Raw genomic sequence first — 26,561 nt, forward strand, 5'->3', positions numbered from 1 at the left:
CTTTTGGCGTTGTAGTGAATAGGAATTTGAATGCTTGGACTGCAAAACATAGTATTAAGTAACTCGATTTATCGGAGTAAAATCGTACAAATCGAAGTCAACGGCCATACTAATTTATCTGGTGGCAATGGTGCCGGTAAAACTTCCTCTCTTAATTTGGTACCAGTGTTTTATGGTACAGATCCCAATAGGCTTGTGCTTAGGGTTGCAGGCAAAGTCTCTTTCCTTGATTACTACTTACCTCAACAATCTAGTGCGTTGATTTTTGAGTACCTTCGTGATGATGGTCCGCGTTTAGCGGTACTGCATCGTCATGCCAGCGGCAGCAAACATATTTATCGATTTATTGCTGGTGGTTTTGAGGAAACGTTTCTCATTCCATCAATAAAGGCGCTGGTGGAATCTGGAGCAGGTATGGGAGATGTGCTTCGGGCTATTAGCAGTTTGGGATTTGACGTCAGTCGTCAAGTCGACACCATTATTGATTACCGCGCTATTATTCAGCACGACAAAAAATTACTTCAACGTCATGGCCGTGGGAAAAACACTGAACGAGAGCTTGCTTATCAATTTTGTTTGGGTGGCCGAAATAGCTACATGAGTAATTTGGATGCAATGGCTTATTCAGTTTTAAGTCGCAAGGATATGTTCGATCGGTTTAAAACGATGATTGCTGAAACGCAATTTAACGAACTGTATATCGAAGAACGCTCGGATATGCTCAAGGATAAATCTTTACGAGAGGATATCGCTTCTATTCGCACGTTCACGCAATCGGAAAATGCCATTCGTGGTTGTATTGCTAGTTACTATGACCGGGAAGACTTGTTATCTCAACGTGATTCCGTGGCCGGCCAACTTAAATCAAGGTTGTTGGAGGCGCATCAGACCTGCGATGAACTGGCGATCATGATCCGTGAGAATGAAGACCAGATAAATCAGCATGAATTGCAGTATCACAGCCAGTCCATGGCCTTAAGGGAGCAAGAAAATGTTCTTAGCAGTAGAGTCCGTCACCTGGAAGGCGAAATAAATGCTATCCAGGATGAGCGTGAACGCTTTGATGAGATTGATATTCCTCAGATGCGTGCTGACTATGCTCAGTTAAAGTCCTACCGAAGCGAATTGTCACAATTAGAGCAGTTTTATGCTGACATTACCAAGCAGGTACAGGATTTAGCGTCTGAAAAGCAGCAGAGTATTGCTCGAGTCAGAGAGGTGCGTGACGAAATACGTTCAGATATTGATAAGCAACGAACTGAATTAAGCGTAAAGCGCGAGCAGATCACAAAGCAATTTGAGGCGTTGATTGAGAAAGTGCGTAAGCAGCGAGAGGATGCACTGGAGAAATACAATGATGATCATTTAAAAGAGTATCAACGACGTGCAGAACAGTTGACGGTCGTCCAACAAAATGCGTTGTCCTCATCGTTCACTGACGAAGAAATACAGACGATTAACGATTTAGAGGCTCGGCGGGATTTATTGGATGAGCAGCGCAACAGTACTGAGCTGGAAGTAGCAACTGAACGAAAATTGTATCATGACGCCAGTGATAAGCGAGATGGCATAATCGAGGTTCGTCGTGATCACGAATCGCAGCGTCAACGGTTGCAGGCAGATATTGAACGGATTACGAAATTAATAACGCCCAGTAAAAATAGTTTCCTGGCTGCTCTACGTGAGCATAATCCAGATTGGACCGAGACCATCGGTAAGGTGATACCTGCAGAGATATTAGCCAGGGAAGACTTAGAGCCAGTATTGGATGACAGTGGCAGTGATGTTCGTTTATTTGGCTGGGAAATAGCATTACATAAACTGGATAAGCCTGAGTTTGCACTGGAGATTTCGCAACTCGAAGAATCATTACGTGGGCTCGAAATTAAACTCGCTGCAGTAGAAGATAAACTTGATGATCTACGCAACCAGGAAGCACAGATCTTTGAGTATATGAGTCAGCGAGAGAAAGCACTGCGTATTCTAGAACGTCGAGCTCATACACAGAAAGAGTTATGGACGGCGATATATACGGAGATTAAAGACAAGAATGCAGAAGCAAAACGCGCGGTGCGAAAGCGACAGGAAGGCTACCGTAAAGAGGCGGATGCGTTAAAACTAGCGCTATCCCGGTTTGAGAAAGATTCAGAAGTAGAAAAACAACAGCTCAAGCATAATTTTGACCAAGGAGTATTAGAGCATAAAACGAATTGTGCGGCAGATCTGGGTGATTTGGATACCCATTCGGCTCATTTAGTAGAACGTCGCGAAGAGGCCGATGAGCTTTGCAAAGAAAAAGAAGATGAGATTCAGGAAGTTTTTGAGCAGCGGTGCACTGAAGAAGGTGTTGAACCTGCCAAAATTCGTCAGGCTGAGGAAAACGTTAAACAACAGGAAGCGTTAATTAAAAAGGTTAGTGGATATCTTCATACGCTGGAAGAATACGACCACTTTGAAAAGCACCGGTTGAGTCAACTAAGTGACTTACAATCTGAACTGACCTCGAAGTCGACAGAGTTACAAACACTTCAAACTAAACTGGTTCAGTTAAAAAGTGAATATCAAGCTATTACCAAAAGGCTTACACAGGAAAAGGATCAGGCCAATAGTCGCTTTAAAGAACTTACTACGTTAATCGAGCAAGGACAGTATCAGATTAAGCGTTGCCCGGTGCCTGTGAATGCTACGGAACTGGAAACTGGTACAGGTAGTCTTGAACACCTTATTAAACAAATTCAGTCAATTCTCGATAGTGAATACAAGAAGCGTAATGAGGTGTTTAATGGTATTGCCAGTGTGCAGCGGATTTTAAATACGTTTATCAATTCAAAAATTTATCGGGCGTGGGATTATTTGGTTGGCCAGCGTCAGTCCCGTATGGGTATATCAGAGTCAGACGATGAGTTCAGGCTATCTCAACCACTTGACCTCGAAACGTTGCTTAATACTGAATTACCGACCATTAGAGATGGTTTGTTAGAGCAAGTCCGGGCAGTGGGTGATAACCTATCGAAATACCATACGATTCTTGATGGCCTAAACAAAGAAGTGGCGCGTGTGTCACGTCACCTGGGGCGCGAGGTCAATACTGGCAACCCATTCGATGAAATATCCGATATTTCCTTTGAGCTTACTTCAGTCATTGTGGAAGGAGATTATTGGTCTGCACTGACAGCCTTTAATCAGCAATGGAAATCCTGGCGTGAATCCAGAAGTGAGATATTGCCGCCTGATGCTTTGTTGGATTCTCTGTACAGGGCGAACGAACTGCTTAGTCAGGCGAAGATTGGTAAGAATATCGACTCCTTACTGCGCTTAACTATTCATCTGAATGAAAATGGCAGAAATGCTCGCATAGCGAGTCAGAGAGATATGGAAAACGCGTCCAGTAACGGACTTTCTTATCTGGCGATTTTGGTAATTTTCATGGGCATGACACGCTACCTTTGTCCTAATGACGCCATTAAACTGCACTGGAGTATCGATGAATTCGCCAATTTGTCGCTTCCAAACATTGCTAAGGTGTTTGAAATGCTCACCGAGAAAGGCATTTACTGCTACTCCGCGTTCCCTACCAGCGATCCGAATATCTTGCAGCACTTCGACCACAAATACCTTATCAATGTAAAAGAAGGTGTTCGTCAATTTAAGGATCAGGTAGTGAAAACTGATAATCCGTTTTTAGCTCAATCAAATCAATTGATGGTGGAGGGCTAAGTATATGGCGAGTGAAACTTTTACCAGTGTGGCGCAGGCGCTGCTAACCGGTCACATGATCTGTGAAACGGTATACCCCAATGAATTTCATTTTTTACAAAACGATGTGAATAGCGACCAAATTGAGAAGTATTTAGCGCAAATAGACCGTGGACTGGCCTGTACGCAGGATGGCAGGGCTTATTATTGTGCTTTTCTTGATGTGGAAGAATCGGGTGCGAAAACGGCTATTCGTCAGGTGTTTCGTGAAGTTGCACAGGATTTAGAGCCGCTATTACGTTGGATGCGTTTTGTCCGTGAAGCGAATGCCATGGGGCAACCCGTTGAAACGGGTATGTTGGTCAAACAAAGTGAATTGTTACAGGCGGTAGAGAGTTCACCGGCCAAGCAGCATGAACTGAACGAACTGACAAAAAGCGGTTTATTTAAATCATCTGCCAAAAACAGCAGCGCTAAAATCGACCAGATACTCGGCAAACTCAAAGACAAAGGGTATTTGGTTGCGCAGGATACGTCTGGCGCATTGTATCGCGCTACGGGTCTTTGGAGCTATCTGTACGATGTTCTTGACTTTATCCGAGCGCATGAGCATTTGGAAAGTGACGATGATGACAATGAACAACCGGAGTTATTCTAGTGGCGCGGTTAGATGATGCCAAAGATGGTCTAAAGGCCATTGCCGCACATGCTGATGCGTTGCTGGATGCTTACCTTAATACGCAGAGTCGGCTATTAGAGACTGAGCAAAATCAGCCTGCGATAAAGTCGATGCTAAAGCATCACCTGGCGTGGCAGATTGATCCGGATGAACCGGTGGTATTAAGCCGGGCACTGACAACAACGTTAGATACATTGACACGCAGTTACCGTATCTCTGTGGCCAATAGTGAAGTGGGCTCATTGTGGACTGAAATGATGCGTGCAGTGGATGATTATCAACAAGCCTATGTAAAAGGCGCCAGTACGGACGCTGATACTTTCTTAGGGCAAGCCTTTGAGCTGGGCTTTCAATTGATAGAGAGCTTACGCAATGCATTGGCGGGATATTCTCACTATATTAATTCAGGTTTTACGGAAATCCGTGATCTAGATCTTAGAGCTAAAGCAAACCGGCGAATGGTTAACCGGGCCCGTGATTTTAACGATGTATTAGAAAGCTTTGATTTTGAAGAATTAGACAGCAAGGCAGGTTATAACACTGAGTTACGGCTATTATTGCGTAAGGTTATTCCCCGGGCCATCGCCAGGTGCAGTGAAGAACTCAATTATGCAATTGGTCGTTTGCGTGAAATGCTGCACGTTATTAATGAACAGCAAATAAAAACCAGGTTAGTTGAGCAAGTTTTGGAGTTATATGAGCGGCAGGACGATTACTCACCGTCGTTAGACTCACTTGATTCGATACCTCAAAGTTTAAATAAGGCGCCGGCACTCTTGGTCGGTTCTCGCGCGAACCCATATCATGAGGGATCAGCGTTAGCGCTTGCTGAGATTGCCAGTAAACTAGAAACTAGCGGCAGCAAAGAGGTAGAGGTACACACCCCTGAGCCGGTAGTAGACGGACTGGATGCCGAAGAAGTAGAGCTTGAATCAAACCCTATTTGGCTTGCTGCTCAAAACTTGATTGAACTGACTATCCAGCAAAATGGTGTATTTTCAGCGACCAAGGTTTATGAGCAATTCGATTTGCCCTGTTCAAAAGAACTATGGCTTTTGGGTTTAGTGAATGCGGTCAATGCAATCAAGGGCGAACATCGCAAAGATATAGAACTGCGGTTCGTTGAGCGGGTGGATGCACAGATGTCTGGTAATTTATGGGTTGAGGATATTCTGTTACGTCGTCAGGAGTCATTGAAGTGAACCTCCATTTCAAGGCTGTACAACGACTTGTTTCCAGAGCTGAAAAAGAGGCTAAATTAAACAAGACTTGGCAACAGATACATGATGACACCGGTATTGGCGTTGTAATCGGTGACAGAATAAGTTTTACGCTAGAAGACCGTTCTTTGCTGAGAGAATATATAAAACGCAAGACTGGTCTCGACCCTTTCGGACAAGGACAGCAAATTCCAAAGCGTCGTGTCGAAGCAGCGTTTGTTACGACGGATGAAAAAGGGTTTGGGGTACCGGTATTCAGTCAATTACTACGTGTGGCGCGAATTACCAGCAAACCTATTAATACGGTACATGGCGAAGCTGTTCTCCCTACTGGTTGTTTTTTATCCGTTCCAGGTACCTCACTTAACATAAGCGATGAAGTGGTTGTGGTAGTGGAAAATGGCGACCTAATGTGTAGCCTGGATCGGCTTGGATGGCCTGATAGTATTCAAGATGCACTATTTGTTTACCGCGGCCATGGACAAGATGCGAGTGAACTAATTAGTTTGATCGCGCGTTCATCGCCGTTAAAAAAAGTCGGCTTTTTCGATTTCGATCCTGCTGGATTGCTTCTCGGCATTGAGAGTACTATAGGCTTCGACTCTCTGATATTGCCAGATTTAGGAGAAGTTTTCGCAGATATGAGCTCGCTTCAACTGATTAATAAAACGAGTGCATTCTGGAAGCAGAGTGAACAGCTAAATCAGTTGATAAGAAAAATTCCAAACACCTTGTCAGTACCTTTATTGAAGATTCAAGAAAATCAGTTGGCTATAATGCAAGAGCACATGTGCGCACATAATTTAGCTCTTCAAGAGTGGAAGTTATAATGTAATTTCCCGGAGAGTCTGGTTTTGAAAAACTTAGCCGGCCATCTAAGTAAATAGATGGCCTAAGACCGTAGCTCAAGATACAAAGTGGCGAACATTTTTTGGTGGGTATGAAACACTTACTTGTTCAAATAAAAGCCAGTTTTGCGGGTTAAAAAATTTTGCATCTAATATTCTCCTATTTTCTGGCTTATCCTTGATCATCTGTTCGTGATGTTCCAATTCTCTCCAAAAACCATCACAAGCTATTCGGTCTCCCAGGAAATTAATGAGTTCGCCATCGTTTATTAATCTATCGAATATTGCGCATTTTTTTAAGCCTTCAATTATCAACAGAGAATAGCTATAAATACAGGTGTGGACAAGAATGTATCGTTTACTGCTACTATATAAACCATTGTTGTTGATTAAGTGAATTGCAAAAACTGTATCACCACCGTTGGTGATTGAATCGTAGAGTTCAATTATTCCCTCACGGTCTTTAGGGTATAGGGTTTGACCTCCTGCTGCGAATTCTATGTAATTATTTTCTAAATGAAATGGATTGTACTCGCATCTGAAGTAGGCAAATAACTCCTGATGCTGTCGCCAACTAAGAGCCTGTTTTAAAGATAAAAAATCATTAAGTGTTTCTGTGCGAATACCAGTTGCTTTAGCAATAATGGCTATGGGTTCTGGTACGCTTTTTACAACTTCACAAATGCAATCATGGAGCGCTAACTGTTCGTCTGGTATAAAATTAGTCATTTTGTTTACCACAGACTGAATTACCTATAGGTTGAATATCCAGACATCTTGCTCCTATTAGACTTGTCAGTCAATTTAGCTTTTTTGTGATAAGCACGCTACCCTCTACAGGATCTGCATCAAATGCTTTGCACAACTCCAGATATTCGATAACGGTTATATTTCTCTCTCCTGTTTCAATTTTGCCATAAATCGAAAAGTGTTTACCCGTTAATGCTGATAAGTCTCGTAAGGTTAGACCTTTTTCAATGCGTTTTGTTTTAAGCCAAGTTTGCAATTGTTTATTAGCCGGAGAATGCAGTGTTGAAATTTTCATATTTTGGGTTTTGTTGTAAATTTGTTGTACTGGCTAATATATTCACTGGTGGCTTTGGATCTGGCATCTGGCTTTTTGGAACGACTGGCCTTCGCCGATGACCAACCATCCATAAATGCTCTCTCCAGGGCCAGCAACAGCATTTCCCGGTCATTGCGAGAGAGCCTATTCAGTAAGCTCGTGAGATAAGGTGCGTCAATATCAAACGGCATATCCGCCAAGGCCTGGCGCTCAGCGGCATATTCGCCTCGGGCATAATTGGGACTGATTAAATGGTGTAGGGCTTCATCCACACTATCAAAATGCAGTTCTTTTTTGGCCATCATGATCCGGTCGTGGGTGGCCTCTTCGATTTGAAGGGTTTTCTTTGATTTACCCACCCGGTATTTGTAACTTCGGTACCTGACCCTCAACTGTTCTATTTTCTCTTGAGTGACCAGCCCTTTTAGCATTTTGACGGCGTCATTAAGATTGTCGGAGCGCTTCAGGTGTTCGCAAATTGATTGCCAGTATTTCTCAGGCGGGACTTCTTTGCTTTCAAAGTCACTGGGATCTGCCGGCGCAAAAAATGCCAGCAACAAAGAGTCCCGGTACTTTATCCAAATGGGATCTGGTGAATTTTTAGCCATGCGCTATACTGATCTTGTCTGGTGATTTTCTTAAAAGGGTACTAGCCACTTCTGGTCACTTTATTTCGTGAAACTTACCAATCCTACTATTCGAAAAGTTAGGTCTGAGTCTATTTCTACTTTCTTAAAGAAACACAATAACATGATGTAACACGGTAGCGAAATGATTTTGAACTGCCCTACTCTGCGAAAAGCGTGTTACATCATGGTTGAAATACTTTTTAATTTCTTACCCCCTACCCCGATTCAAAAAAACATGATGTAACACGCTTTTGTTGACAGTTAACCCTCCTGCCCTATATATTAGGTTTATATAACTAACGGAAATGACTCTTACCGACAGTAATTAGGATCTGTATAATAGAGCCGTTAACAATTTCCGAGCATACAAATAAAACTTACAACAACCCATTTTCAGACAGAAAAGATCGCAAGCGCGAAGGAACAAATTGAATGGCTTTGGTGACGAAACACGATGAATCACGGTACGATATCAGTCCATCTGGGTCTGATGAAACGCCATTGAAGGACGACCAGGTAGCTAAATTTAAGCAGTATGGTTTGACTGAACTCCATGTACGCTCTGCCTATAAAGAACACCCAATCATCCAATACCTTGCGTCACTACATTCCATCGAATCGTGCGTAAAAGTCACGAACATCATCAAACGTATCGCTAAAATGCTCGAACCTGATGTTGTTGTTAGTGATGATGATGAGGTTAATATCTTTACGTTTCCATGGGAACTGCAGAAAGCCTCAGACTTTGCATTGATGCTCAAAGACATGACGGTGATCCGTTATGTGAAGAATAAGTCTGGTGTTAAAGAGAAACAGTTAGCGCCGGCTTCGCAGGCGACCCGGAATTTATATAAGTCGGTGTTCAAGCAAGTCATGAGCTTTTATGCGGATGTGCAGAAAGTGCCAGTGACCGAAATATTTGCCATTGCGAGGATCAAGGTAAAAGAAGTAGACAGACCCTTGCTCGGGCAATATATCCCTAAAGAAACACATGAAGCTGTTACGCGTTACCTGAGTACGCTAACAACATGCCGCGGTATGCGTGATGCAGCCATCTTTGCGTTGTTACTGCACGCCGGGTTGCGTCGCAGCGAAATCGGACTCATTCAATACCAGGACATTGATTTCAAGGCGCGTTCACTGATGATCCGAGGCAAAGGTGACAAACATGCCGAGCGTCCGCTATGGGATGAGGCGTGGGATCCGCTGATGGCCTATCTTAACACCTGGCAGCCGCAATTGGAGCGTGATCATATCTTTACCGCAGCCAGCAAGAACGACACCTTGCGCGATGAGCCCCTGCGCGGTGTAGGCGTGCGATATATTATTAATGAAGCGTGTGCTGCTGCTGGCGTTGCATCAATAGCGCCGCATGATCTTAGGCGTACGTTTTGTACGGATAAAATTGAAAAATACGGCGAGAGTACGGCACAACACTTAATGCGTCATGCCAATGTTCAAACAACCCAGCGCTACAATATGAAGATTGAGGCCCAAACGACAAAACTTCGGGATAAAGACAGTCGCCATGGTTAATGTAGAGTTATGCAATCACACTAATTAACAACTCGAGATATTTACAGTGAAACAAGGACGGCGACGAATTGATTTAATCGAATTAATCTAACGGGGTTCTGTAAATGACTGCTGAATTTTGAATAGGACCGTCGGAATAATGAGCAGAAACACATAAAGATAGTATCCTTCGGCAATAAATTTCTCTGCGTATTTTTCGGGTGGTGTATCAGACCAGCCCTGCGCTTTGAGATCCTCATTTTTTTGAGCAATCTCTGATTCAGCTTCTTTAGCAAGCCGTTCTTCTGATTGTTTTTGCTCTATGATTTTAGCTTGCTCAGCCTCTGAAAGACTGTTCCAGGTATATGTGTCATAAAATGCTGTTGCAAATAATACTGCTACAAAGAGAGCCACCCATTTAAACATAAATTCCTCGACTTAAAGGTAGTATTTTCAATAGTTAGGTCTAGTGTATTAGCCATCATTTTTCGTCAATCACCATTGAAATACTTCATAAATACAAACGCTTTATCAGAGTAAATTTTATGGGCGCTACGGGTACGCCGTCGAAAAGAGTCGATAAATACTGCCTGAGGGTATCTCTTGCAATGTCTGACACGTTACAGCGATACAATATGGTAGACAAGACGTAAATGCGTGAGCTAATAGACAAGTTTGGGTAACGCTCCGATTTTATTATGGTAGTGTATGCACTCAGTTAGATAAGACGAATTTGGTCTTCCAGTATTTTGCTGAAAAGGAGTTCAAGGTGAGTAGCAATGTAAAACGAAAATGCCCGAAATGCGGGGCCAGTGTTAGCAAATTAACCACTGTCTGTAATGGCTGTGGGGCTTCAATAACAGCTTCAGAAAATCGCACTTATGGTGACCATCCTACTAAAAATGAAGATAAAAAGAACGCACTACAAGGACTCCTATTTTTAGTGTTACTTTTGGGCTTTGTTGTATGGCTTTTCATTCCAGGGGAAGATGAACCTACATCGAGTGAAGAAATACCTCAAGCCTCAATGGAAGAGGAAAGTACAGAGACCAATTCTGACCTGGTTACCTATTCTGGTTTGGCTGGATACGAAATGCTTAAAGGTGACGCAGAGCCAATAAATATGGCGATGATGATTGCTGATAAACCTCCCAGATTGCTTAACTCTCTAAATCATGCGTGTCGTGTCATCGAAGGGCGTTTCCAGCGAACGAGAGACCCATTACCGAAGACAGAGTCTTTGTTTGAGAAAGTTAAGGCGGTATGTGATACCTATTAGTAATTTAAGGAAGATTGATGGTTAAGTCTCGTTGGTTATATATTGGGGTAATGCTTGGTCTACTCTAAGGGATCTATGTGTTTCGATTGATAGTTGGGCTAACTTTATTCTGCTGTGCATTTCAGGCCTTTTCAACATCACACCCGAAACAACTTGAGCGGTGTGAAGTGAGCATTCGATCCGACTAACCAAGTCGTTGATAAATTCACCCATACGTGCGGGCGGATTTATGGTAAGCAATTGCAATATGGGACCATACACCTGGTAAGTAAGAATAACGGGGGGTCAGAAGTGCAAGTAGATTTCCACGAACCAATTGGTTATTGCTCGGCAGAGCTGGAGAATAAGTTATTTACCTGTGTGACATCCAATGAGTATCTTGTGACTTTAGAAGTTAAGTTGGCGTATTAATTAGCAAGATTTATGTCGTCTACTGCATTGCTTGCGATCGTCTTTGCTAGTGGTGAAGCATGGATAGGAATACTTGGTTCGCCAAGGTAAATTGCCATTGTGCCAATTACCAATTGCCTCCAATCTGGAATTCACCCCATCGATGGTATTTACTGTCAAACGGGATACCTTTTATTTCCGGGCTACGATTGTTAAAAGCCACAGACAACCACCAGTTTTCCCAATTAATCTTGGCACCTAAACTGGTTGTTCTAACGTGGTGGCGAATATCCTGGGTATATTCTGACGACGTAAACATTCCTCCTTCAATGGTGGAATTGCGAAGCACGCCGGTTTCTTCAATTTTTCCGAATAAATAACCGCTTTCCGGTAAGCACAAAATATAGAGCATGCAACCTGATTCGTCAGTCAAGATGGAACTGTCGAAAGCCTTAGGTAAAGAATCAGTGATTTTTTGCCCACTAAATTGGCCCTTCATGTTGAAACCAATTCTGGCATCAATGCCGGCTGTAGCCCTCACAAAGACAGTCCCCACCTCTGCGAAGAGATAAGGCTGAATATCAAACAATCGAATATTGGCGCTTTCGTCAAGGTCGTACTTAAGGTATGAGGGAACGGCGAAGCGGTATCGTACGTTCACCTGCAGGGCCGGCTCAGTATCTATTTGTTTGTCCCATTCTGGCCGGTCGAAACCAAATATTTTGTGCCATACGCGCTGAACTGTTTGGGACATTGAGGCTTTACCTAAAATGCCTGCTTGTACTTCGTAGTGCGTTGAAGAGTCATTGGCACGTACAGTCTCTACAAATCTGCCAAAATAAGTGTACCCGGCATACGGTCTGTCGTAGGGTTGAAATTCATCAAAGGTGGCAGTGATTTCAGTTGGGGTATAAATCAAGTTTGCGAACGTCCATCCAGCATAATGTTTATGAACGTCTATGTCCTGGCCATCATTAAAGCAGCCCAGTTTATTCGCCTGGTAATACATTTGATAAGCACTTTCTGGCTCATCGGTGCAGTCGGATGGACCTGAGTTGCGTAATGTTGGTTGAGGAGCGCCTGGTACCGTTATGAATTTTTCATCGTTATCAAAAGAAGCGAAATGCTTACCATTAAGCGTCAGTTTTGCAGCGCCCTGGTGATATCGGGTAAAGCGAATGCCATTGGTGTAATAGCGGTCTGAACCTCGGTACGCATCGTTTTCGGAATCGAGCACCCATGTTGTTACTGGGCTTTTAACCGTTTCTTTGTAGGCGTCAATGAGATTGCTCTGGGCCTGCGCCGTAGTGGTAAGAAATACGGCAATGGTATATACAAAACGGAGCATAACAGTCCTTGTTAAGGTTTCGGTCTGCTCAAATTATAGCCACGTATTCGTATATTTACATTGTTTATGTTTTAAGTGGTTGTTCGTAGCCATTTTGGCACTTGTTACCGTTGAGTTGTGGTGAAGATTATTCCCACCACTCAAGGAGTACAGAAAGTTTATAGTGATGAGATTTTTAGTTTTAGATTCCGTTGGCGTGATCTGTTCCTTTTAGACTGTCCTCAAATTTGCCGCACTGAATAGTTGGTTCTCGGACACTTTAGTACGAAAATAAATTACTTATCTATCATCTCTTCAGCGAGTTTTTTATATTTCATGGCTTCGTTTCTGCCAATGCCCATTTGTTGCATTACAGTTCGTACAGCTCTTTCTTCTATGGCTAGTTGTTCATCAAGGCAATATTTAAGACTGGTAGGTACCGATTTTTTCTCGATTAATGTCTTGAATGCTTTATCGTTTTTTGAATCGGGTTGTCTAATTTCTTTAAGCATGTCACTTACACCAGGATCTTCGATTTCCGGTGTTTCATCAATCATTGTTAATGCACAATCAAATGCTTGGGCCAAACATGCAGTGTCGAGAAGTACTTTCTTGTTAACATTAACTCCTTCGTGATCCGCTTGTTTTTCGTTTGCCGCGATACCCGCATTAGCATATTTAATAGCTGTACGAGCATCTAAGCTATTTAGAGCGGTTCTGGCTATAACAGCATACAAAAAGTTAAGAATAGGGAAGTTTTTAACGTTTTCTTCAAAGGTTATCAATTCTGCTAATAAGGCCTTTGATTGGTCAACGGTTTCTTTCGCCTGGTCAGGGTTGCCGAATTGCACGAAGAGTTCTTCAGCTCGTTCTCTCAATAAAACGGCGTCATTTATTTCTGCTTGTAAGTCTTGTTCAATTTGTTCTTGGGCACTTCCAAGCGTCTCAAAATCCATATCAGTAATACCCTATCTTAATCGTAAGTTTGAGTATGATAGTAGATTTGGAAGAACGCAAGTCACCAGGAATCTGAAATAGACGGTTAATACACTGATATTTTTCGTTCTGGAGTATATGTAGCATGACGACAAGTGAACAATGGCATGTGCCTCTAAGTGATGGCCATAGAAAATTGGGTGAATGTTTTGCTGAACTAAAAGCAATTGGGTTATCTCAGGATGATATACCGCTGATGGTTAAACTGGTGGAAAATCCCAACTACGATTGGTTGCCGGGCTTCGATATATTTAACGGCGCGACCGATTTACATCAGCACGATTATATTCATATTGTTCTTGGGCGAGGCCTGCTATTAAAAGGCGAAGCGTTTGTGCTCGGTTTTAATGACGGCAAGACGCTTAATAAACCTCAGTTAAAAGAGCTTTAAATCGTCGGTCTTGTATTCAAGCTAACACCGGTTGAATAGCGCGCTACTTTGTGGTGAAGCGGTGGGTAATACACTTTTATTGGGCTAGGCAGGTTTGGAAGTGATGTTGCACTGAAGCCTCTCTTTTCATTACTCTTTGTATAAAACTAGTGGTAAATTCATGAATGTTGCCGCATTAGAAATGATTAAGGATCGTTAGAGTGTTTACGGATGGTTACTGGGGCCCTTTTTTTGTTACGTTGATTACAGGTATTGCTGTGCTTGTTACGCTTGTTTCGTTAAGGAATGAATGGATAAAACCGAAACGAAGTAAGCTTTCTATCGCTTTGCATCTTGGTGTGGGGTATTTATGGGGATCGGTTTTTTTGGTTGGCGCTGAGTACACCAGTCAGGCTCACTTTTACACTTCTCACGAAGAATATGAAGCCTGGGGGATGGTGAGTTCTCGTTATGTAGCTGACGAACTGGGCTTGGTCGATATGTGTGTTGTAGAGGATAGTAGCGAAAGCAATCTGTGTATGTTCCTGTTAAGAGCAAACCAATCAGGTGAAACCGGGCCAAACCTATTAGTCCTTCACAATGAACAGACATATTTAATTAGACAGGGAAATTGGCCGTTTTCAGACGCCATTCAAATTTCTAAGGACAGATTAACCCTTTAGTCTGTCAGGCGTGCCGGTCGAGTTTAACTGGACAAATTCCATAAAGCGCAATAGATTGGTTAAATAATAACCAGTCCAGGAAGGCGCATGTCTAATAATTTAAAATCAATATTTCTCATATTAACAGTCTGTCTTGCTCTCGGGTGTAGTTCTGGACCGAGACCGATTTACTTAGAAGAATCTGGTAATGGGTTACAACCCCCCTCTCCACCCACTCCTCCGAAGAATGAACTGATCCCTTTTGATGAGTATGTTCAAACAAATACACAGCAAATACGTGAGGCAATGCAAGGCCGTCTCGATCCCAGTAAGTTTCAAGGTGACTATACGCTGGAAGATGCTGTCGAATTCAGAGCGCCCTTTGAGGTACCTATCGATGACGCCATGTGCCCTGAGGGTGTTGATGCTGGTGGTTCAAATAAGGGGTTCTTACTGATACACGGTCTCACGGACAGCCCTTACCTGATGCGCGGCCTTGCAGCGTCAACACGAGCTAAATTTCCATGTGCTGTGATCCGAGCTGTTGTGCTACCGGGCCATAGCACGGTACCAGGTGATTCAAACCTTTCAGATAAACCCACTGAAATGACGTATAGGCAATGGCTGGCAACGACGAGATATGGGATCAGAAGCTTTGATGACATCGATGAGGTCGATTCTCTTTACGTCATGACATTTTCCACCGGTGCGCCACTCCTTATTAATCACATTGCTGGTCTAAAGAACCCAGAGAAAAAATTGAAAGGGGCTGTCATGATTTCAGCCGCAATCAAAGCAAAAAACCGGTTGGCTTTTTTAGCACCAGCAGCACAGTATTTTGTGCCATGGTCTACGGTATTCCCCGAAGAGGATGCAGTACGATACGAAACATTCTCGACGCACGCAGCAGCTGAGTTTTATAAGCTGACAAAGAACCTCCTGGATAAAAAGTATCGATTCAAGTTGCCGCTATTTATCGCAATTAGTGCCGATGATGATACGGTCAGTGCAGAGGCCGCTCTTAAGTATTTCTGCTCAGCTGAGACTGATACTAAGAGAATGGTCTGGTACCAACACGCTGATACCAATAAAAAAGAAAAACTGGCTTATTTTGATGAGGGAAAAGGTGCCTGTAAGCAGAATATTTTTGTCAGGGAAGCAGAAGAGATAGGTTTACCCGATTATTATAAGAGCTTTGCGCATACAGCGTTATCTGTTCCCCCATCTGACCCACATTACGGCGTCAACGGTGCCTACAAGCAATGTAAGCATTACTTTGAAGATAAAGATTTCAAAGAGTTTGAGGAATGCAAAAGGGCTGTGTTGCCATCTTTCGTTGTGGGTGAAACAACAGATTCATTTAAAGAGCGCTATGGCGGGATTAAAAGCATCCGTCGCGGAGTCTATAATCCGGATTATGAAACAATGGAAACCGAAATATTCAGTTTCATTGGTAGCATCGACTGACGGCCGGCCAATAAGCCCCTGGCTATCAGGGGCTTTAAAGGCTTATCCACAAATATCGATACAACTTGTGCTTTAGTTCACTGCATCTTTTAGCTTTGAACCTGACTTGAAATTTGGCAACCGAGCCGCTTTTATGGTCAATGCTTCACCAGTTTGCGGGTTGCGCCCAGTTCGTTCTGCCCTTTCTTTGACGGAAAAAGTACCGAATCCGACGAGTGAAATACTGTCTCCACCGGCGAGCGCTTCTGTGATGGCATCAGTGGTTGCATCCAGTGCTTTGCCGGCAGTTGCTTTACTTAGTTCTGCTTTCTCAGCAATTGCTTCAATTAACTCTGCTTTGTTCATGTTTTTCCTTACTGGTTAATAGATAAATAGCGGTAATATCCTGTATGTCATCGCCTTATATTTCAAGGAATATCGCTGTGAACGCCTGTATATATGAGTTTAGCGTGAATTTAGGACACATCTCGTCCTGTAATAATATAAGGGGCGATTTATACTTTTAGTTATTAGGGAATTTAACTATTAGTGGTGAGTGGCGTGATTACAATACTAATTGCTGATGAGCATGAATTGGTTCGTACAGGGATCAAGCGCATATTGTCGTTTGAGACAGACTTCGAGGTTGTGGCGGTAGCCGCGTCAGGGGAGCAAGTTGTTTCATGCTGCCAGAAGTTAAATCCTGATGTCGTACTTCTCGATGTCAGCGTACAGGGGATTGGCGCCATTGAAACCGCGAAACGCCTGATACGACGATTCCCCGGCACTAAAATCGTTTTCATTTCTGACTCGGGTCAGTTAGCGCTTGTTTCACAGCTCCTGGATATTGGGGTGCATGGCGTCATTACGAAAGACGTCACTATCGATATCATGGTCGAGTCTGTGCGACGTGTAACGGCTGGTGTGCGATACTTACCGCAAGACGTTGCACAGCGATTAGCATTGAGTCGATATAATTCATCCGTTAGTGAAACGCCGTTCCAGGCACTGTCAGAAAGAGAGCTCAATATAGCTTTGCTCCTCTCAAAGGGGACAAAGTCAGCTGATATAGCCAAGGAGCTTTCGATTACAGCGAAAACAGTAAATACCTATCGCTATCGAATGTTTGAAAAACTAGGCATAAAAACAGATGTTGAGTTAGTTCATCTGGCTTTGTTTTACAAACTAATTAAGGTGAACCAAAAGCTTTGTGCATGACATTGCTTCGTTTGTGCATTCGCATAGCAACGGTAGCAAAGATGCTGTTCTGCGTTGGTAGTAGCACACTAAGTAATACAGATTCAAAGTGCCTCAACGTTTCCCATCACCCTTTATTTCTAGCGACTTGTAGACGGGTGCTGTTATTTTATACTACGATATTGGAAACCTAGTTTCCTATATAAATATGTCGGATGAAAATATAGACTTTAAGTGGCGCTGGAACCCTCCTTCTTTGCGAACTGTTAAACAACCAGAAACCCTTACGCCAGATGAGTTCCTAGATATGGTCGAGCGTGTAGATAACGAGGGTGTTGATCCGCTGATTGGCTTGCGCAACCAATGCATGTTGTTAACGACCTATTTTAGTTGCTTCAGAGCTGTTGAAGTGAGCCAGTGGAAAATAAAAGAAGCGCTATACCCTGATGGCTCCTTAATGTACGTCACACGCTTGAGAAAAGAGGGAACGAAAGGTAATTATCCAGCCATAGCCCATATCCCCAATGTGCGTGAATACAGACAGTATTTAGAAAAATGGTTCGATGCGAGAGTTAAGCATTGAATTGGGCTGGCTAAACATGGTTCAGTTGAATATAGGGGCTTAGATCCTGAGTCGCATGTATTTCTTAGTAACTGGCGAGGTATGTGGCAACCGTTTTCGCTCACTAGAAAAGTCTCGAAAGGCAAGGAATACAAGGTTGCTACTGCTGTTCAAAACCTTCTGACAAAACTCTATAAGGATTATGGGTACCAAAACTCTAGCAGTCACGCTGGGCGTCATAGTTTTGCTCAGTTCGCACAAAGATTATTACAGAAGAAAAATAACCCTGACACATCACGTATAATTCAAACACTGCTCCACCATAAGACTGAAGAGGCGCAGCGTGACTATACGGATGTAGATTTCAACCATATTAGAAAGGTGGCTCAAAAGATGATGCCCAAACCCAAGAAACGGGGAAGACCGCCGAAAAATGACTAGCTATAGCAAAACAAAAACAAGCTACTACAGAAGGCTTTATGTCGCGTATCTGATTGATTCTGGCTCCAACACTGTACCTGCATTGCTCGATGCCACAGAAATGCACCGTAGAACGCTTCAGGACACGTTAAAGGCGCTTGCTGACCTCGATATCGTTATTGAGAGTCGGGGCGGGACTAAGAACGCCAGTTACGCTGTTAAATCATGGGGCGCAATTGATAAAGATTGGATTCGGAATAATTTGCAGCACATCAAAAACGTGCTAGAGTGCACTTAAGTTAGATGGTTTAAATGGGCAACATTTGTATGGGATATATGAAAAAGATTTTACTAACGTTAATTATTGCTTGTTCAAGTGGTGCTCTTGCCTCCGAAGTGAAGAAAGTGCTAACAGAGGATGAAGCGAGGGAGTTAATAGGTACATCTCTTTGTCCCGATAACTTTAAGCCTTCACTTTACTTCTACGAGAGAGTAAAACTTTCCAGCTATACCTATTCGGACGGCAATGTAGTTTTGGATGATGCAGGGATGAAACAATGCGATACCGGGGAAAGTGAATACGGCTCATTTTGTATTGAGCTACTGTGCACATTAGATATGTTGGTCGATAAAGATTCAAAGTAGGAAACATGATGCTTTCAAACTCTGGTAACAGAATGCTCACTGACAAGGAGTGGAAGGATGTTGACTCTGCTTATGCAGCAAGAAAGCCTTACTGCCAATACTGTGACTCTTCTGTGGGCCACGATGAAATAGTTCATACAGGCGACTTAGAAAGCTTGTACATATATGAAATCTTGTTCTGTTGTCATTCGTGCCGAGATAAGCATGCCCCCTGCGAGTCTTTTTTTAAACTTGAAAAACAGCCTGATTAGGTGATGGAAAATTACGTATGAATTATGAAATATTGTTTTTTGCGTGTGCTGGAGTTTGCTTTGTCGGAATATTGTCAAATATAGTTGCACTACAGCCGTCTGATTACGGCAACTTTACTAAAAATGGTCCACTTCGCTTAAGCCTTTATATCTCCACAGTGAAAACAAGACTAATAAGGCAACGAGCAAAAAAATCTTTTGTTATACCAGCGAGACTACTTGTGTTTTTATACCTTTCACTTCCTCTACAAGCTTGGCTTTTTCCTTTTGACGCAGCTATAACATCAAAGATTATTTTCTTTTTGAATGCACCAGTGGTTGCTGTTTTATCCGTTTACACAGCGCTAACTCATAGCCTTTTGGTGTCTACGGATGAAGCTTCAAAAGAGGAAATCGATGAATTTATCAGTTCTATCAATGGGACACCGGGTTTTGATTACCTAATGTATCTTTTGAAGAAAAACCCAAAAAACTGTTTAACAAAACTAGATATTGAACTTTATCTTGAGCATGCAAAGAGATTCAATCAAAACAGTGCTTCGACATTGCGCAAGGAATTGATCATTGAATGAAGACACAAAAGTGCCATTTTTAAGAGCACCAAACAAAACAGACTGGAAGATGGCTTCAAGCTTTCTAGCATTGCTAACTTTAATAAACTTTGCCTTTATTTGGCTTTGGGGAAAGCCCTTCTCTATAGAAGGTAATACTGCTCTTATAGCGGGTGTTACATTGTCCTGCATTGGTGTCTTACCTCCAAGGAGAATTGAGCATTGGTTAATCTTTATTTCGATTGCTTTCTTTGGTGCAATAACGTTTTTTATGAGATAGGAAACACGAAAAAAAAGCATTCACTTATTCTTTATGGCTATGGCCCGTATAAAGTTATTACGGGCTTTACCAGAACACCAACTTTCAGCGCGTTAGCCGCCGTGGTGTTGGAAGAGAATAGTCATTAGGCGGCGCTGGATGCAGTATCGATATTGGTATTAGTAATGACGTTAGGGTTGTAGTCCGCAATGTCGAAGTGCTGACTATTGCGTAAAGCATGAGTAATAGCCTCAAGCTTGGTTTGAAAGAAAGGGGTACCGGGCGATGCTCCGGGGTAGAACGTCATGATTACGGCGTAAAGGTGAATACCATTACTGATATGGTTTGTGAGGTATCGTAGTTTTGCAATTGGTTCGTGAACGTTATCAATCTCCATCCGTTCACCTGGAGTCAAATCTACTGCCAAAGACGATGCCTTGATAAGAGGTTCGCCGGCTTTTTCAACGAGTACATTCACCAAAGCCGTCCAGGTGGTGAATTCGTTGTACAAACAAAGTGAGACTATTGGCCAGGCCGAATCCGCAAGGATATGCAATGTTCCGGTATGCCGGTTGATAAGTACCATACGTAGTGCTGATTCAGGTGGTGCAAATGGTAAGAAACCACTCAATTGCTGGTGGTCGAAAGGAGCCACGTAGTAATCGCCAGGGTAATATTCGACAGATGCGTGAGTGAGTTTAAATCCTGAAGATGCCAATGTCATCAAAACTGTTTTTGGCACGGTTGTATCGATACAGTCCGCGGGGGATTTCGTTTGCAACAGGGTAAACCAGTTTTGGACTGTTGAAGAAAGTGCTTGATTGAGTTTGAACTCAAGCTCGTTAAACATGAATTGGTGCATATCATTTAGTGTATTCAAGGTAGGTACTCCTGGTAAATGTAAATCCAGAATGCCATGGTTACCGTATCGCGCTACTTTGCGTTCTGACGCTAAATGACGGTGGAAAGAGCGATAAGGGAAAGGCCGAATACCGCTATTAAAAGTAATAATCGCCGGTATTCATGCATGGTGTCTTTGTCAGGCATAGGCTTATTCCTCCACGTACCAGTTAGTGTATTAGTGCATTGCTCTGGTGGGCGGAAGCCTCACTTGATCTAAATCCACCGGCCGGGTGGCGGGATAGCGTAAAGAATTAATGTAAGTGGCTAATTATTATTAATAAACGGTAGAAATAAAAATCCAGCGTTCTATTTTGTTTTCGAGTAGTTGATATGTAAGCGATCAATTTAGACCGTCTTTTCCCGGCGGAGCTACCCCGTAAAATGGTCCCCGTAGATTTTACTCACGGAGACTTAATCGATGGCAACAAAAAGACGAACACGCGAGCAATGGCAGGAATTGATTGATAAGCAAGCAGCAGGCGAACTGACAGTCAGTGAATTTTGTGCACAGCATGCGTTAACGGTATCAAATTTCTATTTGTGGCGTAAAAAGCTGAGTGATGATAGTCAACCGTTTGCGCAGCAGGATAACTGGCTTGCCTTTGATATGCCAGCGAGTGGTAACCAAAGTGCAGGCGCTACCTGGGAGATTGAACTGACCTTGCCCGGTGGTGTGGTGCTGCGGATGAACCGAGCCGCCTGATGTTACCCTTATCCAATGGGCGTATCTGGTTGTATACCGGCAATACCGATATGCGCAAACAGTTTGACGGGCTGGCGGCACTGGTGCTGGGCAAGCTGGGGATGCAGGCGCATTGTGGTGACTGGTTTGTGTTTATCAATAAACGCCGCACGCAGCTAAAGGTGTTGTATTACTACCAGGGCGGCTATTGTTTGTGGAGTAAACGGTTAGAAAAAGGCACCTTCGCCAAAGTCACTGACGGTACAGCAAAAACACCATTAAACAGTGCTCAGTTACAGTGTTTGATTGATGGCATTTACTGGCAAAAAGACAAACAAAACAGGCGATTTAATTGACTGATTTTGTTATAATTTAGCCCATGAAAACGCCCTCAGATAACACCTTGAAAGATGCACAAATTGCGGCTTTATCAGATGAAGTTGCGCAACTCAAGCATCAACTCGACTGGCTTAAACGCCAGTTGTTCGGGCGTAAGTCTGAAAAGGTGTTGGTGGATAATCCGGCCCAGAGCAGCCTGTTTGACGAGGGAGAGTCGCACGCCTTACCGGCAGACACCAAACCGGTGAAGGCCCATACCCGCTCATCCCAAAAACAACGCCGCGACTCAGATGTGAATGATGACGGCCTGCGCTTTGATGAGACGGTGCCGCAACAGGTGATTGACCTGCCTGCGCCGGAATTACAAGGAACGAATGCCGACCAGTATGAAGTTGTTGATATCAAAGAAACCTGTCGCTTAGCACAACAGCCTGGCAGTTATGTGGTATTGAGGTTCCGTCGTCAGGTCGTGCGTCATAAAACCACGCAAACTATTAAGGATACCCCGGCTCCTACCAATGTACTGGAAGGCTGTTACTGCGATGTTTCACTGCTCGCTGGACTCATGGTGGATAAAGCGGTATATCACTTACCGCTTCACCGCCAACATCAACGGATGCTCGATAGCGGTATCACCCTTAGCCGGGCTACCTTAATCAACTGGATACAACAAGGCATTGAGCTGCTTCGGCCCATCGCCAAGGCCCAGTGGCAGCACATTCTGCAAAGCAACATACTGACCATGGATGAAGTGCCCATTAAAGCCGGGCGTACCAAAGGGGCTGGCCGAAAACCGGGGCAAATGAAACAAACCTACTTCTGGCCGATGTACGGTGACAGTGATGAGGTGGCGTTTACCTGGAGTCACAGCCGGGGCATGTTGCATGCCAAAGCACAGCTACAGGACTTTACCGGTACCTTGCTGACCGACGGCTATGCCGCTTACACCAAAACGGTTGAACAATTAAATCAACACGAACTGCAGATTGTGCACGCTGCCTGTTGGGTACACATGCGCAGAGGCTTTGAAAAAGCCCTCGACAGTGAGCCGCAAACAGCGCAACAGGCACTGGATATCATCGCCACGCTCTACCGGCATGAAAAACACATCCGGGATAAGCAATCAGACCTGGCTGATATCCATGCCTACCGCCAACAACATAGCGAACCACTCGTGACTGACTTCTTCCGGTGGGTCTACCAACAACGCCAGCGCACCGATTTACTACCCAAATCCCCCTTCGCCAAGGCGCTTCACTATGCGCATGAGCGGGAGAGCCAACTCAAGGTGTTCCTGAGTAACCCGGCGTTACCCCTGGATACCAATCATCTGGAACGGGCACTGCGGGTTATTCCCATGGGCAGAAAAAACTATTTGTTCTGCTGGTCTGAACTTGGGGCTGAGCAACTGGGTATACTACAAAGCCTGATGGTGACTTGCCGCCTGCAAGGCGTCAATCCCTACCACTACCTCGTGGATGTATTGCAGCGTGTAGCACTGCATCCGGCCAAGGATGTACTCGACCTGACGCCAAGAGTCTGGAAAGAGAAATTCACGGACAAAAAATTAACGAGCGACTTAGATAAAATGGGGTGATCCGGGTCTATATTGATCGCTTACGTTGATATGGCAGTTAGTGACTTAAAAGCTATGTGGTTCAGTCTTTTCAATGGTTTAGCCATATTGGTATTGAACAGAAAAAGGTTTATTGCGCTAACCATCAGTTTTTAAAAGAGTATAACCATAATTAAAAAATGCAGCGCTTACTTTTTATTGTTGTGGAAATAGTAGACAAAATAATGACTTATCGTAATGCTCGGTAATTGCCATGAAAATTGGCTACTAATACATTTAATGACGTCATCAAAACTACAGGGTATGTTTATGTCGGTAGCAAAAGAAGTCAATCCAGAATTTGAATCCCCACAAATCTTCCATTCCGATGAAAGCGGCGCGCATCAGTTAGCAATTAACACTCAGGCCCAGAAAGACATCGAAAGCATGTTAGCTTCCCTTGCAACGGTCGATGAGCACGTATACGAAGAACTAAAATGGGGTAACCAAAAGCCGGAGTGTAATTACGAATCCCTGTCTAATGCCTGGCTGATTGTAGAACTCGCGCTTAAACAAAATAATGTTACGGAAATAGTCGCTAACGATAAGGCCCTTTATGTCCTGTTGCTTATTGCATCGCTACCCCTTACCTTTAAAATCTACGCGCGGCTTTATCGCGTGTTTAATAACAGGGCCCTAACCCCCCGGGAACGCTATCATGTGAATAAGATGCTTGATTCGATTTCCTTACTGAACGATGCGCCAGGACAGTTAGAGTATTGCCCCAGTACCCTCCCCTCAGACTGCTTAGCTTTGAATGAAGAATTGCAATCAGTCGTTCGACAACGCGTTGAAGCTACGGTAAGGCCCGTGACAATGCTTAGTCATTTAATGACAACAGATTACGAGTATTTAGCCGGATTTTCGCCTATCGTTGCTAAGACAAAATTCAATGTTCGAGCGAAAGCTGCGAAATCTGCCAGCCGTACTCGAAGCTACTTTGTGCGAGTATTTAAAGACACTATCAAAGATGCATTTGCACGGATAGACACGCTCACTGAACAACTCAAAGAAACGCGCACCACTAAACAAAGGCAAATCAGAGAGCTAAAAAAAGAGCTTAATATCGCCAATGACGCAGTGCGGAAAGTGCAGGAAAGCGATCCATTAAGTGATTTGTTCGGTTTGAATTTTGATAGCCAAAAAGATGAAGAACTGGCCAATTTAACGCTTCGGATTGAGCAGCTGGAAACCCGGAATACTGAACTGCAAAAAGAAAATAATCGACTGCATAAGCAAGTTGTACAAAAAGAGTTTTCTGTCGATAAATAGCGCGTTGCTTGCTTTGTAGTGATTTGTTGTCGATAGTAAGGTAATCCTGACGTAAACAGTAAAGGAATACTAATGTCGAGTATACGGCTCACAATATCACTGGCTGCAATGTTGCTGACAGCATGTGCGTATCAACCATCCAGGTATATTCCGACTGTTGATGAATCGACGGTTAAACCCGATCTTTATGGTCGGTTTTTAGGCACATCGACACTCTATTTCACCGATGGCGATAGCGGCCTAATGGTTGATGCTTATCTTACTCGTGAATCGCTTTTGTCAAACATCATTAATGATATCCACTCTGATCGAGCATGGGTGGAAACCTTTCTTAAAGAGAAATCTGCGATCAGCATTCTGAATGCTGTTGTCATTTCGCATACTCACTTCGACCATGCATTGGACGTGCAATCTGTCGGCGAAACGTATCCGGACGCTACAATATATGGCTCTGAACAAACCATTCAATTACTCAGTAATGTGAAATACAAGGAGCTTTCCGAGCCAAAAACGCAGTTTACTGAAGGGAAGTTTAAGGTCACCCTTCTTCGCTCCCCACACGTTGAAAAAACCGGTCCTCAGAAGTGGGTCGAACCAAAGTTAAATGCCGCGATGGGTGGGGAAGCGTATGCTGATCCTGGTGACGTCTACAGCGTGCATATAACCCATCCAGCGGCCTCGATTTTAGTGATCCCAAGCGCTGGCTACCTGGCCGGGTATAACGACTTAGAAGCTGATGTGGTATTTATGGGGATTGGATTACTGAGTAATGAACTGCGTCAGCCTGGGCTTTACAACAACGACATTGACTACATTGAGGAGTATTGGCAAAAAGCGGTGCTGGATACCTGTGCCAAGGTTGTTGTTCCTGTGCATTGGGATTATTTCTTTAGTGAAGTCCGCGACAAGATGGCAGTGATCCCGAATTGGATAGATGATATCAAAGGGACAATGTCTGAATTGGATAAATTAGCAACATCTGAAGCTGGCTGTGATGGAAACCCGGTTACCATCGCGTTCCCCGAAGGAATAAAACCATTCGCGTTACCTATCATTCAATAACCGGTACCATACTGCTTGCCAGCAGAAATAGGGAGTAATTATGGCTTACGACTTCAATCGGGCTTATATGGATATTGATTCACTGATGGCATACAAGGCTGTTGATCGAGAGGTTGGTCAGACATTTGGCGTCGTCGTGCTTGCGGTGGAACTGAGCAACCGGGAATATCAACATCGTTTCGATAAGCTTCGTGATACTCACACTATGAAAAGTCCACCATCCAGTAATCGCATATTTGCGGGTTATCTGGTTGTGAGAAACTTGGGCCAAAAGGACCAGTATGAAACCTGGATGCCGGAGCATGTGTTTGTCGAACTGTATGAAAAGATCAACCTGCAGAAGGCTGACCGTTGACTTAATTGCTTCAACACTTCCTATTCCCTATCGTAAAGTGAAACGCTTTGCCGGTACCCGCTGAAAAAAATGTTAGACCGTTCACATTTCCTCTTGATTATGCAAGTTTGTGAACAACTCGATGCTATTCTCCGTTTTTTTAATCGGAGTTTTTATGTATCAGAGTCAACATTTTGTATCACTGTCCCTCTATTTAGTGGGGCTTTTAATAACACTTACTGCGGCTGCTATCGGGGGGCTCGGTCATGCGGTTGATGCGTCAATACCGTCATTTCGAGGTTTAGGGCATTTTGTTGGGTTCATAGGTCTTACCTGCATGGCTTAT

The 26,561-nt window shown here is 43.6% G+C and carries 30 protein-coding genes; 22 read left to right on the forward strand and 8 right to left on the reverse strand.

Annotated elements, in window-relative coordinates:
* Nucleotides 1-30: 30 nt before the first annotated feature.
* From AC566Q_RS17940 to AC566Q_RS17955, 4 genes are read left to right on the forward strand one after another with little or no spacing between them, the layout of a single operon-like run.
* On the forward strand, nt 31-3,717 hold the full coding sequence (locus AC566Q_RS17940) for an ATP-binding protein (RefSeq protein ID WP_499609045.1): 3,687 nt from the start codon (nt 31-33) through the stop codon (nt 3,715-3,717).
* A 4-nt stretch (nt 3,718-3,721) separates the two neighbouring features.
* Nucleotides 3,722-4,354: a condensin complex protein MksE gene (locus AC566Q_RS17945; protein WP_499609051.1), complete on the forward strand. Its 633-nt coding sequence runs from the start codon at nt 3,722-3,724 to the stop codon at nt 4,352-4,354.
* On the forward strand, nt 4,354-5,577 hold the full coding sequence (locus tag AC566Q_RS17950) for a hypothetical protein (protein ID WP_499609056.1): 1,224 nt from the start codon (nt 4,354-4,356) through the stop codon (nt 5,575-5,577). Before AC566Q_RS17945 ends, AC566Q_RS17950 begins: the two co-directional genes overlap by 1 nt.
* Nucleotides 5,574-6,425 carry a DUF7281 domain-containing protein gene (locus AC566Q_RS17955; protein WP_499609059.1) on the forward strand — a complete coding sequence of 284 codons (852 nt, stop codon included), beginning with the start codon at nt 5,574-5,576 and terminating at the stop codon, nt 6,423-6,425. The genes AC566Q_RS17950 and AC566Q_RS17955 overlap by 4 nt, the downstream gene beginning before the upstream one ends.
* A gap of 75 nt (nt 6,426-6,500) precedes the next feature.
* On the opposite strand, the gene AC566Q_RS17960 is transcribed toward AC566Q_RS17955, so the two are convergent.
* From AC566Q_RS17960 to AC566Q_RS17970, 3 genes are all read right to left on the reverse strand, one after another.
* The gene (locus AC566Q_RS17960; RefSeq protein ID WP_499609062.1) at nt 6,501-7,172 is read right to left on the reverse strand and encodes a hypothetical protein; all 672 of its coding nucleotides are present in this window, start codon (nt 7,170-7,172) and stop codon (nt 6,501-6,503) included.
* A gap of 70 nt (nt 7,173-7,242) precedes the next feature.
* Entirely contained in the window at nt 7,243-7,488 is a 246-nt protein-coding gene (locus AC566Q_RS17965; RefSeq protein ID WP_499609065.1) for a helix-turn-helix domain-containing protein, read from the reverse strand.
* The gene (locus AC566Q_RS17970; protein ID WP_499609068.1) at nt 7,485-8,117 is read right to left on the reverse strand and encodes a hypothetical protein; all 633 of its coding nucleotides are present in this window, start codon (nt 8,115-8,117) and stop codon (nt 7,485-7,487) included. The genes AC566Q_RS17965 and AC566Q_RS17970 overlap by 4 nt, the downstream gene beginning before the upstream one ends.
* A 453-nt stretch (nt 8,118-8,570) precedes the next feature.
* Here AC566Q_RS17970 and AC566Q_RS17975 point away from each other — a divergent pair, with 453 nt between their 5' ends.
* On the forward strand, nt 8,571-9,674 hold the full coding sequence (locus AC566Q_RS17975) for a tyrosine-type recombinase/integrase (protein ID WP_499609071.1): 1,104 nt from the start codon (nt 8,571-8,573) through the stop codon (nt 9,672-9,674).
* Between the two features lie 87 nt (nt 9,675-9,761).
* On the opposite strand, the gene AC566Q_RS17980 is transcribed toward AC566Q_RS17975, so the two are convergent.
* Nucleotides 9,762-10,079, reverse strand: a complete 318-nt coding sequence (locus AC566Q_RS17980) for a hypothetical protein (protein WP_499609074.1) — start codon at nt 10,077-10,079, stop codon at nt 9,762-9,764.
* 343 nt (nt 10,080-10,422) lie between these two features.
* Here AC566Q_RS17980 and AC566Q_RS17985 point away from each other — a divergent pair, with 343 nt between their 5' ends.
* Nucleotides 10,423-10,932, forward strand: coding sequence for a hypothetical protein (locus AC566Q_RS17985; protein ID WP_499609077.1), 510 nt, complete (start codon nt 10,423-10,425; stop codon nt 10,930-10,932).
* Nucleotides 10,933-11,449: 517 nt separating this feature from the next.
* On the opposite strand, the gene AC566Q_RS17990 is transcribed toward AC566Q_RS17985, so the two are convergent.
* A complete protein-coding gene (locus AC566Q_RS17990) occupies nt 11,450-12,670 on the reverse strand; it encodes a lipid A-modifier LpxR family protein (protein WP_499609081.1) in 1,221 nt (406 codons plus the stop codon).
* Between the two features lie 275 nt (nt 12,671-12,945).
* On the reverse strand, nt 12,946-13,605 hold the full coding sequence (locus AC566Q_RS17995; protein WP_499609084.1) for a hypothetical protein: 660 nt from the start codon (nt 13,603-13,605) through the stop codon (nt 12,946-12,948).
* A 125-nt stretch (nt 13,606-13,730) separates the two neighbouring features.
* On the opposite strand from AC566Q_RS17995, the gene AC566Q_RS18000 reads away from it, so the two are divergent.
* From AC566Q_RS18000 to AC566Q_RS18010, 3 genes are all read left to right on the forward strand, one after another.
* Nucleotides 13,731-14,036 carry a hypothetical protein gene (locus AC566Q_RS18000; protein ID WP_499609087.1) on the forward strand — a complete coding sequence of 102 codons (306 nt, stop codon included), beginning with the start codon at nt 13,731-13,733 and terminating at the stop codon, nt 14,034-14,036.
* Nucleotides 14,037-14,236: 200 nt separating this feature from the next.
* Complete coding sequence (locus AC566Q_RS18005) at nt 14,237-14,698, forward strand: hypothetical protein (RefSeq protein ID WP_499609090.1); 462 nt, start codon at nt 14,237-14,239, stop codon at nt 14,696-14,698.
* Nucleotides 14,699-14,785: 87 nt separating this feature from the next.
* Nucleotides 14,786-16,144, forward strand: coding sequence for an alpha/beta hydrolase (locus AC566Q_RS18010; RefSeq protein ID WP_499609094.1), 1,359 nt, complete (start codon nt 14,786-14,788; stop codon nt 16,142-16,144).
* A 72-nt stretch (nt 16,145-16,216) separates the two neighbouring features.
* Here the strand turns inward: AC566Q_RS18010 and AC566Q_RS18015 are convergent, their stop codons facing one another.
* The gene (locus tag AC566Q_RS18015; RefSeq protein ID WP_278346678.1) at nt 16,217-16,489 is read right to left on the reverse strand and encodes an HU family DNA-binding protein; all 273 of its coding nucleotides are present in this window, start codon (nt 16,487-16,489) and stop codon (nt 16,217-16,219) included.
* Nucleotides 16,490-16,684: 195 nt separating this feature from the next.
* Here AC566Q_RS18015 and AC566Q_RS18020 point away from each other — a divergent pair, with 195 nt between their 5' ends.
* The 7 genes from AC566Q_RS18020 (at nt 16,685) to AC566Q_RS18050 (ending at nt 20,029) form a co-directional block, all read left to right on the forward strand.
* Nucleotides 16,685-17,341 (forward strand): response regulator, encoded by a 657-nt coding sequence (locus AC566Q_RS18020; RefSeq protein WP_278346677.1) that lies wholly within the window; start codon nt 16,685-16,687, stop codon nt 17,339-17,341.
* A gap of 187 nt (nt 17,342-17,528) precedes the next feature.
* Nucleotides 17,529-17,903: a hypothetical protein gene (locus AC566Q_RS18025; protein WP_278346676.1), complete on the forward strand. Its 375-nt coding sequence runs from the start codon at nt 17,529-17,531 to the stop codon at nt 17,901-17,903.
* Between the two features lie 81 nt (nt 17,904-17,984).
* The gene (locus AC566Q_RS18030; RefSeq protein ID WP_499609099.1) at nt 17,985-18,323 is read left to right on the forward strand and encodes a hypothetical protein; all 339 of its coding nucleotides are present in this window, start codon (nt 17,985-17,987) and stop codon (nt 18,321-18,323) included.
* Entirely contained in the window at nt 18,316-18,600 is a 285-nt protein-coding gene (locus AC566Q_RS18035; protein WP_278346675.1) for a helix-turn-helix domain-containing protein, read from the forward strand. Before AC566Q_RS18030 ends, AC566Q_RS18035 begins: the two co-directional genes overlap by 8 nt.
* A gap of 38 nt (nt 18,601-18,638) precedes the next feature.
* Nucleotides 18,639-18,947: a hypothetical protein gene (locus AC566Q_RS18040; RefSeq protein ID WP_278346674.1), complete on the forward strand. Its 309-nt coding sequence runs from the start codon at nt 18,639-18,641 to the stop codon at nt 18,945-18,947.
* Between the two features lie 268 nt (nt 18,948-19,215).
* Nucleotides 19,216-19,770 carry a hypothetical protein gene (locus AC566Q_RS18045; protein WP_278346673.1) on the forward strand — a complete coding sequence of 185 codons (555 nt, stop codon included), beginning with the start codon at nt 19,216-19,218 and terminating at the stop codon, nt 19,768-19,770.
* A complete protein-coding gene (locus tag AC566Q_RS18050) occupies nt 19,763-20,029 on the forward strand; it encodes a hypothetical protein (RefSeq protein ID WP_278346672.1) in 267 nt (88 codons plus the stop codon). The genes AC566Q_RS18045 and AC566Q_RS18050 overlap by 8 nt, the downstream gene beginning before the upstream one ends.
* 124 nt (nt 20,030-20,153) lie before the next feature.
* On the opposite strand, the gene AC566Q_RS18055 is transcribed toward AC566Q_RS18050, so the two are convergent.
* Nucleotides 20,154-20,888: a hypothetical protein gene (locus AC566Q_RS18055; protein WP_499609107.1), complete on the reverse strand. Its 735-nt coding sequence runs from the start codon at nt 20,886-20,888 to the stop codon at nt 20,154-20,156.
* A 441-nt stretch (nt 20,889-21,329) separates the two neighbouring features.
* Between AC566Q_RS18055 and tnpA the strand changes: the two genes are divergently transcribed.
* The 6 genes from tnpA to AC566Q_RS18085 all read left to right on the forward strand — a co-directional run bounded on the left by tnpA (nt 21,330) and on the right by AC566Q_RS18085 (nt 26,236).
* A complete protein-coding gene (gene tnpA / locus AC566Q_RS18060) occupies nt 21,330-21,614 on the forward strand; it encodes an IS66 family insertion sequence element accessory protein TnpA (protein WP_499609110.1) in 285 nt (94 codons plus the stop codon).
* The gene (gene tnpB / locus AC566Q_RS18065; RefSeq protein WP_499609113.1) at nt 21,614-21,949 is read left to right on the forward strand and encodes an IS66 family insertion sequence element accessory protein TnpB; all 336 of its coding nucleotides are present in this window, start codon (nt 21,614-21,616) and stop codon (nt 21,947-21,949) included. The genes tnpA and tnpB overlap by 1 nt, the downstream gene beginning before the upstream one ends.
* Nucleotides 21,950-21,972: 23 nt before the next feature.
* Nucleotides 21,973-23,529, forward strand: coding sequence for an IS66 family transposase (gene tnpC / locus AC566Q_RS18070; protein WP_499609116.1), 1,557 nt, complete (start codon nt 21,973-21,975; stop codon nt 23,527-23,529).
* Between the two features lie 288 nt (nt 23,530-23,817).
* Nucleotides 23,818-24,819: a hypothetical protein gene (locus AC566Q_RS18075; RefSeq protein WP_499609119.1), complete on the forward strand. Its 1,002-nt coding sequence runs from the start codon at nt 23,818-23,820 to the stop codon at nt 24,817-24,819.
* 72 nt (nt 24,820-24,891) lie between these two features.
* Complete coding sequence (locus AC566Q_RS18080; protein ID WP_499609122.1) at nt 24,892-25,881, forward strand: MBL fold metallo-hydrolase; 990 nt, start codon at nt 24,892-24,894, stop codon at nt 25,879-25,881.
* Nucleotides 25,882-25,921: 40 nt separating this feature from the next.
* A complete protein-coding gene (locus tag AC566Q_RS18085) occupies nt 25,922-26,236 on the forward strand; it encodes a hypothetical protein (protein ID WP_499609125.1) in 315 nt (104 codons plus the stop codon).
* The last annotated feature ends 325 nt before the right edge of the window (nt 26,237-26,561 follow it).

The organism is Alteromonas sp. H02 (assembly GCF_059682525.1).

What these genes read in the sequence shown, in the direction of transcription:
- AC566Q_RS17940 (WP_499609045.1), top strand. Translation starts at nt 31, where the DNA reads ATGCTTGGACTGCAAAACATAGTATTAAGTAACTCGATTTATCGGAGT.
- AC566Q_RS17945 (WP_499609051.1), top strand. Translation starts at nt 3,722, where the DNA reads ATGGCGAGTGAAACTTTTACCAGTGTGGCGCAGGCGCTGCTAACCGGT.
- AC566Q_RS17960 (WP_499609062.1), bottom strand. Translation starts at nt 7,172, where the DNA reads ATGACTAATTTTATACCAGACGAACAGTTAGCGCTCCATGATTGCATT.
- AC566Q_RS17965 (WP_499609065.1), bottom strand. Translation starts at nt 7,488, where the DNA reads ATGAAAATTTCAACACTGCATTCTCCGGCTAATAAACAATTGCAAACT.
- AC566Q_RS17970 (WP_499609068.1), bottom strand. Translation starts at nt 8,117, where the DNA reads ATGGCTAAAAATTCACCAGATCCCATTTGGATAAAGTACCGGGACTCT.
- AC566Q_RS17975 (WP_499609071.1), top strand. Translation starts at nt 8,571, where the DNA reads ATGGCTTTGGTGACGAAACACGATGAATCACGGTACGATATCAGTCCA.
- AC566Q_RS17980 (WP_499609074.1), bottom strand. Translation starts at nt 10,079, where the DNA reads ATGTTTAAATGGGTGGCTCTCTTTGTAGCAGTATTATTTGCAACAGCA.
- AC566Q_RS17990 (WP_499609081.1), bottom strand. Translation starts at nt 12,670, where the DNA reads ATGCTCCGTTTTGTATATACCATTGCCGTATTTCTTACCACTACGGCG.
- AC566Q_RS17995 (WP_499609084.1), bottom strand. Translation starts at nt 13,605, where the DNA reads ATGGATTTTGAGACGCTTGGAAGTGCCCAAGAACAAATTGAACAAGAC.
- AC566Q_RS18000 (WP_499609087.1), top strand. Translation starts at nt 13,731, where the DNA reads ATGACGACAAGTGAACAATGGCATGTGCCTCTAAGTGATGGCCATAGA.
- AC566Q_RS18010 (WP_499609094.1), top strand. Translation starts at nt 14,786, where the DNA reads ATGTCTAATAATTTAAAATCAATATTTCTCATATTAACAGTCTGTCTT.
- AC566Q_RS18015 (WP_278346678.1), bottom strand. Translation starts at nt 16,489, where the DNA reads ATGAACAAAGCAGAGTTAATTGAAGCAATTGCTGAGAAAGCAGAACTA.
- AC566Q_RS18025 (WP_278346676.1), top strand. Translation starts at nt 17,529, where the DNA reads ATGTCGGATGAAAATATAGACTTTAAGTGGCGCTGGAACCCTCCTTCT.
- AC566Q_RS18030 (WP_499609099.1), top strand. Translation starts at nt 17,985, where the DNA reads ATGTGGCAACCGTTTTCGCTCACTAGAAAAGTCTCGAAAGGCAAGGAA.
- AC566Q_RS18035 (WP_278346675.1), top strand. Translation starts at nt 18,316, where the DNA reads ATGACTAGCTATAGCAAAACAAAAACAAGCTACTACAGAAGGCTTTAT.
- AC566Q_RS18040 (WP_278346674.1), top strand. Translation starts at nt 18,639, where the DNA reads ATGAAAAAGATTTTACTAACGTTAATTATTGCTTGTTCAAGTGGTGCT.
- AC566Q_RS18045 (WP_278346673.1), top strand. Translation starts at nt 19,216, where the DNA reads ATGAATTATGAAATATTGTTTTTTGCGTGTGCTGGAGTTTGCTTTGTC.
- tnpA (WP_499609110.1), top strand. Translation starts at nt 21,330, where the DNA reads ATGGCAACAAAAAGACGAACACGCGAGCAATGGCAGGAATTGATTGAT.
- tnpB (WP_499609113.1), top strand. Translation starts at nt 21,614, where the DNA reads ATGTTACCCTTATCCAATGGGCGTATCTGGTTGTATACCGGCAATACC.
- tnpC (WP_499609116.1), top strand. Translation starts at nt 21,973, where the DNA reads ATGAAAACGCCCTCAGATAACACCTTGAAAGATGCACAAATTGCGGCT.
- AC566Q_RS18075 (WP_499609119.1), top strand. Translation starts at nt 23,818, where the DNA reads ATGTCGGTAGCAAAAGAAGTCAATCCAGAATTTGAATCCCCACAAATC.
- AC566Q_RS18080 (WP_499609122.1), top strand. Translation starts at nt 24,892, where the DNA reads ATGTCGAGTATACGGCTCACAATATCACTGGCTGCAATGTTGCTGACA.
- AC566Q_RS18085 (WP_499609125.1), top strand. Translation starts at nt 25,922, where the DNA reads ATGGCTTACGACTTCAATCGGGCTTATATGGATATTGATTCACTGATG.